Genomic DNA, 13,077 nt, shown 5'->3' with positions numbered 1-13,077 from the left:
CGATGCGCCGCACCAGCGTGCCGCTGTCCAGGTCCAGCACCGTGAACTGCGTGGCGTCGATGGTCGTGGCGCCCGGGGTGGAGGCCGCCGCCTCGAGCCGCACGATCTGGCTCACGCCGGTGGTCCGCGCCAGCGTGACCATGTAGAGGCGGCCGTCGGCGCCCTCGATCACGTCCAGCGGGTCGGCGTAGCTGATCACCTGGCCCGACGGGCGGCGCAGCACGAAGTCCCGCGCCACGCTGCCGTCGGGGTTCAGCGTCACGGCGCGCAGGTTGTCGCCCACCGAGTACTGGGCGAAGATGAGGGCGTGGCTGAGCGCGGAGCCGAAGACGTTGCTCATGTACTCGATGGCGCCGTTGGGCGAGCGGTTCTCGCCCAGCGAGTAGGCGCCGGCGGCGTCGTAGTTCGGGTCCGGGCCGACCTCCGCCGGGTAGAGCGGGTTGTCGGGCCGGCCGTGGTTGAGGACGAACTCGTTCCTGAGCGGGTTGGGGTGGCCGTAGTAGCGCCCCTCGGCGATGCGGAACAGGTAGTCGTCCTGCTTCTCGACGTTGCTCCAGCCCTCGTCCACCGCGGTGTCGGGGTTGTCGGGCGTGGTGCCGCCCGCCGCCGAGCCGTTGGTGGGGGCGTAGAGATGCCCGTTCGAGTGCCACACCAGGTCGTAGGCGTTGCGCGTGCCGGTGGCGTAGATCTTGACCGGCGCGTCGGCGGCGAAGGGGTCGTAGAACGCCTTGACCAGCGCGCTGCCCGGGTTCGAGGTCTCGTGCACCGTGGCCACGCCGTCCTCGGCGAAGAACAGGAACTTGCCCTGGTAGGGGCCGCTGGTGATGGCGATGCCGCCGTTCTTGAGGTCGCCGTCGGCGTCGGCGAAGCGCCGGTTCAGGCCGTTGGCGGGCAGCGGCTCGGTCGTGAGGTCGAAGCCCCCCGCGGGCGGCGCCTTGCTCCGGTCGACCTCCAGGATCGCGCCGTTCAGGAGCCGCTCGGGGCGCAGCCCCCACTGGCTGTCGGCCTCGCCCATCGCGGTGTTCGAGCCCTGCGTGAGGTAGAGCAGGTAGCGCGGCTCGCCCGGCTGCCCGAAGGCCGGGTTGGCGTGGAACTCCAGGCTGTTGGTGACGTGGTCGCCGCCCGAGCGCGGCAGCCCCTTGGCCCAGGTCTGGATGCTGGCGCCCTCGAGCGAGCCCCCCGCCCCCAGCGTCACCTTGGAAAGCCGCCCCGAGAAGTCGGGCACCGTGTCGGTGCGCCCGTCGAGCGGGATCGGGTAGTTGTCGGTGACCCAGATCACGTTGGGGTTCTCGGGGTCGAAGGCCAGGCCGATGATGCCGCGCCGCGGGTTGTCCACGCTCTCGGGGACGTTGAAGTCGCCCTGCGGCGCGAACACCTGCTTGGTGCTGTCGATGATGTCGCCCGTGGTCTGGCTGACCGCCCAGCGGGTGATCGTGCCCGCCATCGAGGTCACGTACAGGAAGGCCTTGTCCGGCGACATCTCGATCGAGGTGTAGCTCTCCCCCAGGCCGGGGTCGGAGGTCACCTCCACCGTGTCGTTGAAGGCCACCGTCTGCCCGCCGCCGGCCGGCGCAGCCCCGGTCGTGAAGGTCGTGGAGAACTTCTGGAAGTCCCGCGTCGGCGCGTTGGGATCGCTGTTGCTGCCGCGGTCCTGGAAGCCGTCGATCAGCACCGTGTAGCTCGTGAAGGGCTTCAGATCCGACGTGGGCGAGATCGTCACCTCGTCGAAGCCCCCCGAGGTGTTGGCGCTGTAGCCCACCGCCGCCCCCGTCAAGGTCTCGTACACCCGGATCGAGCCATCCGTCAGACTCTGAAGGAGCGCACCCCCACGATCAGGCACAACTCGAATATCGAGCACGATGTCGGACGTCGGATCGATCCCAGTCGGCAACACGCCGTTGACGATGTCGAGCGTGGCCGTCCTCGAGTCGGAGATGGCCGTCGGGTTCGTGAAGTCGGCGTAATCCTCCGGTGCCTCGAGCCCGTCGCCCGGCGTCAGGTCCGGCAGCGCGCGGACCTCCAGATACTGCATCTCGGTGATCGTGCTGCCTTGCGCGGAGAGGGTGAGGAACCCGTCCTGGACTTTGACGTAGGTGGTCACGAGCTCCGTCTTGTAGGCCGAAGTCGGGGTGAAGTCGGAGGCGAGCTGGCCTTCGACGTAGAGCTTGTAGATGCTGTCGTTCGGTCCGCCCGTGTCGCCGACCGAGACCGTCACCTCGTACCAGCCATTCGCCACCGCCATCTGCCAGGCCGCTGGCGTCGGGAACGACGGATGGTTGAAGTGAGCGTAGCCCGTGAGCCTCGGATCATAGGAATCGAAGTTCACGTTCAAGGAGCCTGCCGGCAGGGTGCCGTCGTTGGGCAGGGTCCCCGTTCCCGTGCGCTCGTTGATGGCGATCAGGGGATAGGACGCGCCGTTGATCGGCGTGGCCTTGGTCCCGTCCGCGTCGATGGCCGAGGCTTCCGCCACCCAGCCGTAGCTCTGGCCGTTCCCGCGATCGCCGAACCCCAGGAAGTTGTCGACGAGGTAGCCCGCCACCTTCGGCGTCGTGCCGTCCTGGAAGTTGATCTTGATGGCCTCGGGGTCGGGCACGGCCTGCTGAGGCGTGATCTTGACGCTGTCGATGTTGGGGCCGGCGCCGCCGCGTTGGGCGAGGGTGATGGTGTTGAGGCCGGCCTGCAGCGTCAGGGTGACGGGGAAGTCGACCCAGTTGGTGAAGGTGCCGGTGCTGGTGCCGGTGATCGCCACCGCCTGGCTGCCGGTCTTGACGGTGATGGGGCGATCCGCGGCCGAGGCCAGGCGGACGCTCACCGTGTAGGTGCCCGCCGCATCGGCGGTGTAGGTGAAGGAGGCCTTGTCCTCGGCCGGCCCGTTCATGTCGAGATAGCCCAGGCCGTCGTAGTTGTCGTTGAGCCCGTCGCCGTTCTTGTCGTTGGCCAGGTTGGTCTCGTAGGTCGCGGGCTGGTCGATGCGCCGCACCAGCGTGCCGCTGTCCAGGTCCAGCACCGTGAACTGCGTGGCGTCGATGGTCGTGGTCGTGGCAGCAGCCGCACTGATCGCCGTCGTCGCACTGAGAGCCGCCGACTCTCCGAGACCGAGAGGCTGACCGCTAGCGAACAGATCGCTTTCGCGACGAATCGTTTGGGAGTCCATTTGCTTCATCTCTCAGGGATACCGATCCAGACCAACCTTGCCGTGACGCCTATCGAGCCTGCCAACGAAAGAGACCCGAACCAACTTATTACCGAATCAAGGAAAAATGAGCCATCATCCACAATCTCCACCGAGCGGCCGATACTGGCGCCCATCGTAACCTCCAGGTCATCGGCTCGGCGCGTCCCCTATAGACGCGAGCAACGTCCCGATGCCTACCAACTTCAGCCGCCCTTCCCCAAATCCGGCCTAGCAACCTCTGAACCCCGCCCCCCGATGCCGGAAGGCGACATTCGGGCCAGGCAAGAACCAGGGAGATCACGCGACGACAATGCAAACGCAACTCCAATGGTCATGACGCGCCAGACCCAGGGCCCGGCGCGGTCACATCGAAGCACGGAGAAGTTCTGACGGCCACGAGGCAATATTTCGATTCCGGGGGCTCGTTTCATCACTGATACGCCTACAACCTGCCGGCACTCGGCCCGCGCATCCAGACCGAGGTCACATACACATCACGACCACCAAAGCGTGCAGCGCTTTCGCAGTCTATTCCGATTAGAGCACAAGACCCCCGCCATGGAAAGAACAAACTTCTGCCAAACTTGTGATCTGACCAAGGCCCGTCAAGGATTGAAATACCTGTCCGCAGATGAACGCGCACGACCCCCACAACCTAATGTGTAGAAATACTACTTGTGGTTGTAATACTAAGTCTGTCCAGGAGGTATAGCGAGATATAGATCATCGGACTTTCGATTATTTTTCAACTGGTTATGGAGCGAAATTCTCTTCAGAGGCGCCCCTCGCCTGAACCGGCAGAAGCAGGATTCGTCAGCCAGCGGGGCCAAAGCGCAGGGTTTGCGATCAGCTTCTCAATGGCAACCGCGCAATAGGTGAGCGGTTCACATTGTCAAGTGCGATGATCTAAGCGCTCAGACTCGTTTGATGCATGACCCAATAGGGCTCCTGCCATTTCGCAAAGACGGCCTCAGCATTGCCGAGTCAAAGGCATCGACCTTCCCGGCGGACAGCTTGCACCGACGTCTGTAGGTGCAGCCTCGGGTGCCTCCGGGTGATTGGATTGCCTCCACCGAGGGCCCGCGCCCCGTGTGTCGTGCAGATAGGCGGGGCTGAGAAACAGATCTGGGCAGGGGACGCATTCAGGTCCACGCGATATCTGCAGACACCAGGGCCAGGCTGACAGGGTGATTGCCCGCGAGGGGGTCGTATCGGTGTGATGCGACGCCAGTTCGTGAGCCGGTTCCACATGTGCTCGATCACGCTGCAGCGGCGGTAGGCCATGTGGTCGAACAGGCGCCGCCAGTTGCCGCGCCGCGACCAGCGGTGAGGCGGTTGTAGACCGTCGTGGAAAGACCGTAGGCGGCCGGCACGTCGCACCGCAGCCGATCTTGGGCACATGCAAGATGCCCACCGGCGCCTACCGGGCAACGCGCAGCAGGTGCGGCTCCATGGCCGGCCAGGCCTCGTCCGAACGCCAGAACAGATGCGCTTTCACCCTGCCCCCTCGCCAAACCCAAATGGGGCAGGAGGATCCCATCTAGAGGCAGCGTAACGTGTGAGTGCCCTGCCCAGACCCCTGCACCGCCTGCCGACCGTCACCCTATCGGTTGCCTGCAATGGCGCGGGCCAAATGGCACGAAGGGCCTTGGCCCGCCGACCGACCAAGGACGGTGCCCGTCAGTTGACCGATTCACCTTGACCGGCGATGTCCCGTTCCCTTGGTGCTTCGCGAAGTCGCTTGGAACCTCTCCGAACCCACTTGTCCTCAGGAATCCTCAGGCGGAGGCCCGAGCCGTTGAGGGGCCTCGGCCAACGCAGCCGACGGGTCAGGGCCTCGGCGCGATCCCGTCATCGAGGTGTAGGGCGGAGCTCCCGAAGGAGCTCCGCCCTTGCCGTCAGTTCGCGGCGGGCTCGGCCTGCCAGGACTGGATCAACTCGTCGTAGCCGATGGTCTGCGGCGTGCCGCGCTCGTCGGCGAGCTCGGGGACCGGCGCGCCGGGCTCGTCGAGCCAGACCTGCGGGTCCTGCTCCTCGTTGAGGACCGGGCCCAGGTCGCCCTGCACGCCGGACCGTTCGAGCCGCGAGAGAACCTCCTCCTGCTGCTCGCAGAGGGCGTCCAGCGCCTCCTGGGCGGTCTTGGCGCCCGAGGAGGCGTCGCCGATGTTCTGCCACCAGAGCTGCGCGAGGCGTGGATAGTCGGGCACGTTGGTCCCCGTGGGCGACCAGCGCACGCGGTCGGGCGAGCGGTAGAACTCCACGAGCCCGCCGAGGAGCGGAGCGCGCTCGGTGAAGGACTCGTGGTTGATCGTGGACTCGCGGATGAAGGTCAGGCCCGCATGGGACTTCTCCACGTCCACGGTCATCGAGGTCACGAACTGCGCATAGAGCCAGGCGGCCTGCGCGCGGTCCACCGGGGTGGAGTTGAGGATCGTCCAGCTCCCCACGTCCTGGTAGCCGACCTTCATCCCCTCCTGCCAGTAGGCACCGTGCGGGGAGGGGGCGAGGCGCCAGCGCGGCGTTCCGTCCTCGTTCATCACCGGGATGCCCGGCTCGACCAGCGAGGGCACGAAGGTGGTGTACATGAACATCTGCTGCGCGATCTGCCCCTGCGCCGGGATGGGCCCGGATTCGGAGAAGGTCATGCCGGCGGCGGCGGGAGGGGCATAGGCGTCGAGCCACTCGACATACTTCTCGATGGCATAGACGGCGGCTGCGTCGTTGGTCGCGCCGCCCCGCGCCACGCAGGAGCCCACGGGCTGCGACTTCTCGTTGACGCGGATGCCCCATTCGTCCACCGGCAGGCCGTTGGGCTCGCCCACGTCGCCCATGCCGGCCATCGACATCCAGGCGTCGGTGAAGCGCCAGCCGAGGCTCGGGTCCTTCTTGCCATAGTCCATGTGGCCGAAGACCTCGCCCTCGACGCCCATGTGCGACAGGTCGCGACCGGTGAAGAACTTGGCGATGTCCTCATAGGCCGCCCAGTTGACCGGTACGCCCAGCGGATAGCCGAATTCGGCCTCGAAGTCGGCCATGTTCTTCGGGTCCGTGAACCAGTCGTAGCGGAACCAGTAGAGGTTCGCGAACTGCTGGTCGGGAAGCTGGTAGAGCTCTCCGTCCGGCCCCGTGGTGAACTGGAGGCCGATGAAGTCGTCGAGGTTCAGCGTCGGCGACGTGACCGAGGCCCCGTCGCCCGCCATCCAGTCGGTGAGGCTGCGGGCCTGCTGGTAGCGCCAGTGCGTGCCGATCAGGTCCGAGTCGTTGACATAGGCGTCGTAGATGTTCTCGCCCGACTGCATCTGGGTCTGGAGACGCTCCACGACGTCGCCCTCGCCGATCAGGTCATGCGTGACCGTGATGCCGGTGATCGCCGTGAAGGCGGGGGCGAGCACCTGGGATTCGAACTCGTGGACCGGGATCGTCTCGGAGACGACCTTGATCTCCATCCCCTGATAGGGCTGGGCGGCATCCACGAACCACTGCATCTCGGCTTCCTGCTCCTCGCGGGTCAGGGCTGAGCGCTGGATGTGCTCGTCGAGGAACTGGCGCGCCGCCTCCATGTCGGCCCAGGCGGCGTTCGCCCCCAGGACCGTGAGCGCCAGCGCGAGCGCCGTCGTCGATTTCAAAGCCAAGTTCATCTAGTTCCTCCCGGTTGCACCCAGTTTGCCTGGGCTTGGTTAACGACCCACTAACGCTGCGTTCGCACGCAACACCCCCCACGCAACACCCCGTCAGACCCAGCGGAAGACGGCGGCGGCGTAGATCAGGCAGACGATCAGGGCGGCCCACTGGACCTGCCCCACGAGGCCGAGCCAGGCCAGGTTGATGAAGGCCGAGCCCAGGAGCGTGATGAAGAGCCGGTCCCCCCGCGTCGTCTCGATGCGGAGGACGCCCACCCGGGGCGTCTCGGGGAACCGGATAGCGAGGACGAGGAAGGTCAGGATCAGCGCCGCGATGATCCAGAAGAAGAGCGCGGTGGCCAGCGTCCAGGCCATCCAGCCGCCGGGGATCATCGGATCGCCCCAGGCGATGCCGTCCTCGGACCTCGGCGCGGCCCAGAAGAGGAAGGCGAGAAGCGCCCCCATGACGAGGACGATGATGCCGGCCAGCAGCCCTACCCGCGGGCGCCGGGCGGCCGCGACGGTCGCGTGCTCGTCCACCGGTGGGATGATCCCGGAGGGCGCCTTGGCCCGCGTGTCGAGGCGCAGGTCGCTCATCACACCCTCCCCAGGGCGAAGCCCTTGGCGATGTAGTTCCGCACGAACCAGATCACGAGCGCGCCCGGCAGGATGGTCAGGACTCCCGCCGCCGCCAGCACCCCCCAGTCGAGGCCCGAGGCCGAGACGGTGCGCGTCATGGTCGAGGCGATGGGCTTGGCGTCCACCGAGGTGAGCGTGCGCGACAGCAGTAGCTCCACCCAGGAGAACATGAAGCAGAAGAAGGCCGCGACGCCGATGCCGCTCGCGATCAGCGGCATGAAGATGCGGACGAAGAAGCGCGGGAAGGAGTAGCCGTCGATATAGGCCGTCTCGTCGATCTCCCGGGGCACGCCGCGCATGAAGCCCTCGAGGATCCACACGGCTAGGGGCACGTTGAACAGGCAATGCGCCAGCGCCACCGCGATGTGCGTGTCGAAGAGGCCGACCGCCGAGTAGAGCTGGAAGAACGGCAGCGCGAAGACGGCGGGTGGCGCCATCCGGTTCGTCAGCAGCCAGAAGAACAGGTGCTTGTCGCCCAGGAACGAGTAGCGCGAGAAGGCGTAGGCCGCCGGCAGCGCCACCGTGACCGAGATCACCGTGTTCATCAGCACGTAGATCAGGCTGTTGACGTAGCCCATGTACCAGGACGGGTCCGTCAGGATCGTCTCGTAGTTCCTCAGCGTCGGGTTCCGGGGCCAGAGCGAGAAGCCCCCGAGGATCTCGGAGTTGGTCTTCAGGCTCATGTTCACGAGCCAGTAGATCGGCAGGAGCAGGAACAGGATGTAGAGGACCATCACGACAGCGCTGCCGGCCGAACGCTCGCTCCGCGCGCGGCTCCGGGCCCCGGCGGCGAGGCGGGCGGGCCGGACGGGGCTGGCCAGGGCGTCGGTCATCGGGCGTCCTCCCGGTCGAGGTTGGTCATCACTGTGTAGAAGGCCCAAGAGACCAGCAGGATCACGAGGAAATACATGATCGAGAAGGCGGCGGCGGGGCCGAGGTCGAACTGCCCGAGCGCCATCTTCACGAGGTCGATGCTGAGGAACGTGGTCGCGTTGCCGGGGCCTCCGCCCGTCACCACGAAGGGCTCGGTGTAGATCATGAAGCTGTCCATGAAGCGGAGCAGGATCGCGATCACGAGGACGCCGCGCATCTTGGGCAACTCGATGAAGCGGAACACGGCCCAGCGGCTCGCCTGGTCGATCTTGGCCGCCTGGTAGTAGGCCTCGGGGATGGAGCGCAGCCCCGCGTAGGCCAGGAGCGCGATCAGCGAGGTCCAGTGCCAGACGTCCATCAGGACGATGGTCACCCAGGCGTCGACCACGTCCCGCGTGTAGTTGTAGTCGAGCCCCAGCGCCGCCAGCGTCCGGCCGAGCAGGCCGATGTCCACCCGCCCGAAGATCTGCCAGATCGTCCCCACCACGTTCCACGGGATGAGGAGCGGCAACGCCATCAGCACGAGGCACACCGAGGACCAGAAGCCGCGCTTGGGCATGTTCAGGGCGATGAAGATGCCGAGCGGCACCTCGATCAGCAGGATGATGGCCGAGAACAGGATCTGGCGGCCCAGCGCGTCCCACATCCTCTCGCTGTGGAGCATCTCGTCGAACCAGTAGATGCCGTTCCAGAAGAACTCATTGTTCCCGAAGGTGTCCTGCACCGAGTAGTTGACCACCGTCATCAGCGGGATCACCGCCGAGAAGGCCACGAGGACCAGCACCGGCAGGACGAGGAACCAGGCCTTCTGGTTGACGGGCTTCATCGCAGGGGGTCCTCCACGCGCCAGCCGTTGGCGAAGACGCCGACATGGGCCGGGTCGAAGACGACGCGGGTCATGTCGGGCGACAGGGCCTCGCCCTCGCCGACCACCACGTTCAGGGGCCGCCCGCCAAGGTCGGCCCGCACGATCCGGTGCCGGCCCACGTCCTCCACGCGGCGGATGACCACGGGGAGGCCCTCGGCGGCCGAAAGGCGCACGAACTCGGGCCGCACGCCGATCTCAACTGTCCCGGCCAAGTGGCCGTAGCCCTGGGCCAGCGGCACGGTCCCGGCGTCGAGATGCGCCACGGCGCCCTCCACCCGCGCGGGCAGGACATTCATGCCGGGCGAGCCGATGAAGTAGCCGACGAAGGTATGGGGCCGGCTTCTCGAACAGCTCCTGCGGAGTGCCGATCTGGACGACGCGCCCCTCGTGCATGACCACGACCCGGGTGGCGAAGGTCAGCGCCTCGGTCTGGTCGTGGGTCACGTAGATCATCGTGTGCCCGAACTCGCGGTGCAGCGACTTGAGCTGGGTCCGGAGCTCCCATTTCATGTGCGGGTCGATGACGGTCAGCGGCTCGTCGAAGAGGAGCGCGTTCACGTCCTGCCGCACCATCCCGCGCCCGAGGCTGATCTTCTGCTTGGCGTCGGCGGTGAGGCCCCGCGCCCGGCGGGACAGCGTGTCCTCCAGCCCCAGCATCCGGGCGACCGCCTGCACCCGCGCGGCGATTTGGTCGGCCGGCAGGCCCCGGTTGCGCAGCGGGAAGGCCAGGTTGTCGCGCACCGTCAGCGTGTCGTAGACGACCGGGAACTGGAAGACCTGGGCGATGTTGCGCTCCGCCGTCGGTGCGTCGGTCACGTCCTGGCGGTCGAACAGGATGCGGCCGCGCGAGGGCCGCACCAGCCCCGAGATGATGTTGAGGAGCGTCGTCTTCCCGCAGCCCGAGGCGCCGAGCAGCGCATAGGCCTCCCCGTCCGCCCAGACGTGGTTCAGCTCCTTGAGCGCGTAGTCCTCCTCGCCCCGGGGGTTCGGGAGATAGGAATGGGCGAGGTTCTCGAGGGTGATCTGCGCCATCGCTCAGGCCGCCATCGCGTAGGAGGCCGGGGCGACCAGCGCGCCGTCCTCGCCGAAGATGTAGACATGGGCGGGATCGAGCCAGACGGGGACCTGGGTCCCCGGCTCGATGGCCCGCACGCCGGGGACGAGGCCCACCCAGCGCTCGCCCTGGTGGTCGAGGTGGAGGAAGGTCTCGGAGCCGGTGATCTCGGAGCCGGTGACGGTCGCGCGGAACTCCATGGCCTCGCCCTCGGGCGGTCGAGCCGGACGTGGTTCGCCCGGAACCCCGCGAGGTAGGCCCCTCGGCCAGCCCCGCGAAGCGTCCCAACGCGGGAATGCCCTGCGCGGGCCCGAAGTGGAGCTGCGCGAGGCGCTTGCCCACCCGCAGGAAGTTCATCGGCGGGTCCGAGAAGACCCGGGCCGTGGTGGCGTCCGCCGGGCGCCGATAGACCTCGGCCGTGGGGCCGAACTGCGTGACGCGGCCCTCCCAGAGCGTGGCGGTGTGGCCGCCCAGGAGCAGCGCCTCCTCCGGCTCGGTCGTCGCGTAGACGAAGATCGAGCCCGCCTCCTCGAAGATGCGCGGGATCTCGGCGCGCAGCTCCTCGCGCAGCTTGTAGTCGAGGTTGGCGAGCGGCTCGTCCAGCAGCACGAGCCCCGCGTCCTTGACCAGCGCCCGCGCCAGGGCCGTCCGCTGCTGCTGCCCGCCCGAGAGCTCCAGGGGCCGGCGCTGGAGGTAGGGGCCGAGCCGCATCAGGTCCGCCGCCTTCCGGACCCGCCGGTCGATCTCCTCGCGCGGCCGGCCCAGGAGCCGCAGCGGCGAGGCGATGTTCTCGAAAACCGTCATCGTCGGATAGTTGATGAACTGCTGGTAGACCATCGCCACGCCCCGGTCCTGCACCCGGACCCCGGTCACGTCGCGCCCCTCGCAGAGGATGCGCCCGGCCGTGGGCTGGTCGAGGCCCGCCATCAGGCGCATCAGCGTCGTCTTGCCCGCCAGGGTCGGCCCGAGCAGCACGTTCATCGTGCCGTTCCGAAGGACGAGGCTCGTGGGATGAAGGTGGACCTGCTGTCCCACCACCCGGCTCACGCGCTGGAGTTCCAGGGTCATCGTCCCACCCCCGCCGCGACCGCCCTGGGCGTCGCGCCCTCGCCTCGGGCGTCGCGCATCCACGCATCCAGCCGCGCGGCCTGCTCCGGGCTGACCCGCAGCCCGAGCTTGCTTCGACGCCACAGCACGTCCTGCGCCGTGCGGGCGAATTCCCTCTCCATGAGCCAGCTCACCTCCGCCTCGGTCAGCGTCGCCCCGAAGTCCTCCCCCAGGTCGGCCGCCCCGCGCGCCCCGCCCAGCACCGCCATGGCCTCGGTCCCATAGGCGCGCACGAGCCGCAGCGCCCAAGCCGCTGTCAGGAACGGATGGCTGGCGCGCAGCCCCGCCACGAGGCGCTCCACCCCGTCCACCGGGAAATCCCCCCCGGGCAGCGGCACCCCGGCGGTCCAGGGACCCCGGTCGTTCCCCAGCACGGGCCCGAGCTTCGCCATCGCCGCCTCGGCGAGCCGCCGGTAGGTGGTGATCTTGCCCCCGAACACATGGAGCACCGGCGCGCCGGGCGCCGTGTCCAGCTTCAGCGTGTAGTCCCGCGACGCCGCCGTGGCGGACTGCGCCCCCTCGTCGTGGAGCGGCCGGACCCCCGAATAGGTCCAGACGATGTCGTCCCGCGTCACCGGCCTCGCGAAATACTCCGAGGCGAAGGCGCAGAGGTAGTCCTGCTCCTCCGGCGTGCAGACGGGCGGCACGTCCGGCGAGGGGTGCTCCATGTCCGTCGTCCCGATCAGCGTGAAGTCGGTCTCGTAGGGGATGGCGAAGATGATCCGCCCGTCCCGCCCCTGGAAGAAATACGCCCGGTCGTGGTCGTAGAGCCGCCGAGTCACGATATGCGAGCCCCGGACCAGCCGGATGCGGTCCGGCGAGGTCAGCCCGAGCGCCCGGCTCAGCACCTCGCCCGCCCAGGGCCCCGCCGCGTTCACCACGGCCCGCGCCCGTAGGGTCTCGCGGCCCGCGTCGCCGTCGACCTCCACCTCCCAGGCCCCGCCCGCGACGCGCGCCGAGACCACCCGCGTCCGCGTCCGGATGCGCGCCCCCCGCTCCTCCGCGTCCCGCGCGTTCAGGGCCACGAGCCGAGAATCCTCCACCCAGCAGTCCGAATACTCGAAGGCCTTCGTGAACCGGGGCTTGAGCGGCCGACCCGCCGGGTCCTCCCGCAGGTCCACGGTCCGCGTCCCCGGCAGGATCTCCCGCCCGCCGAGGTTGTCGTAGAGCCCCAGCCCCAGCCGGATCAGCCAGTCCGGCCGCCGCCCCCTCATCCAGGGCATCGCGAGCCCCAGCATCCGCGACACCGGCGTCGCGCTCTCGAACCGCATCTCCGGATTGAGCGGCAGCACGAAGCGCAGCGGCCAGGCGATGTGCGGCATCGCCCGTAGAAGCGTCTCCCGCTCGATCAGCGACTCGCGCACGAGCCGCACCTCCAGGAACTCCAGATACCGCAGCCCGCCGTGGAAGAGCTTCGTCGAGGCCGAGGAGGTTCCCTCCGCGAGGTCCCCCTTCTCGCAGAGCAGGACCGAACGCCCCCGCCCCGCCGCGTCCCGCGCGATCCCGCAGCCGTTCACGCCCCCGCCGATGACGAGAAGGTCGAAGTCGATCGGGGCGTCGGACTTCGGCAAGCTCGTCCTCCTCTCGGCCGCGTGAGGGACGTTAGCCAAGGATGCGCGATCCGTAAAGCTGGGTGTTCGGTTTTTTCGTTTCACCACCCATGACGCTCTGCAACGCAGCGAAACGAACCCCTCGTCAAGTCGCGCCGAATGGTGTTTCCGTTGGGGCAGCACCACGGCCC

Annotated in this window: 6 protein-coding genes and 2 pseudogenes; all 8 read right to left on the bottom strand. The window is 67.9% G+C overall.

Annotation, left to right across the window (positions count from 1 at the left end):
* Positions 1-3,007 (bottom strand): carbohydrate-binding protein (locus RUMESO_RS11065; protein ID WP_211262863.1); only part of this gene is annotated, 3,007 nt, incomplete at its 3' end.
* A gap of 2,066 nt (positions 3,008-5,073) precedes the next feature.
* Positions 5,074-6,813, bottom strand: coding sequence for an ABC transporter substrate-binding protein (locus tag RUMESO_RS11060; RefSeq protein WP_037280216.1), 1,740 nt, complete (start codon positions 6,811-6,813; stop codon positions 5,074-5,076).
* Between the two features lie 93 nt (positions 6,814-6,906).
* Positions 6,907-7,392, bottom strand: coding sequence for a DUF2160 domain-containing protein (locus tag RUMESO_RS11055; protein ID WP_245639236.1), 486 nt, complete (start codon positions 7,390-7,392; stop codon positions 6,907-6,909).
* Positions 7,392-8,168 (bottom strand): carbohydrate ABC transporter permease, encoded by a 777-nt coding sequence (locus RUMESO_RS11050; protein WP_156362912.1) that lies wholly within the window; start codon positions 8,166-8,168, stop codon positions 7,392-7,394. The genes RUMESO_RS11055 and RUMESO_RS11050 overlap by 1 nt, the downstream gene beginning before the upstream one ends.
* 95 nt (positions 8,169-8,263) lie before the next feature.
* Entirely contained in the window at positions 8,264-9,133 is an 870-nt protein-coding gene (locus tag RUMESO_RS11045; RefSeq protein ID WP_037280214.1) for a carbohydrate ABC transporter permease, read from the bottom strand.
* Positions 9,130-10,207: pseudogene (locus RUMESO_RS11040) on the bottom strand (ABC transporter ATP-binding protein). The gene RUMESO_RS11045 and the pseudogene RUMESO_RS11040 overlap by 4 nt, the downstream one beginning before the upstream one ends.
* Before the next feature lie 3 nt (positions 10,208-10,210).
* Positions 10,211-11,297: pseudogene (locus RUMESO_RS11035) on the bottom strand (ABC transporter ATP-binding protein).
* Positions 11,294-12,907 (bottom strand): glycerol-3-phosphate dehydrogenase, encoded by a 1,614-nt coding sequence (glpD, locus tag RUMESO_RS11030; protein ID WP_037280213.1) that lies wholly within the window; start codon positions 12,905-12,907, stop codon positions 11,294-11,296. Before glpD ends, RUMESO_RS11035 begins: the two are co-directional and overlap by 4 nt.
* Between the last annotated feature and the right edge of the window lie 170 nt (positions 12,908-13,077).

The organism is Rubellimicrobium mesophilum DSM 19309 (assembly GCF_000600335.2).
Taxonomy (GTDB): Bacteria; Pseudomonadota; Alphaproteobacteria; order Rhodobacterales; family Rhodobacteraceae; genus Rubellimicrobium; species Rubellimicrobium mesophilum.
This window is presented reverse-complemented; position numbering and strand designations above follow the sequence as displayed.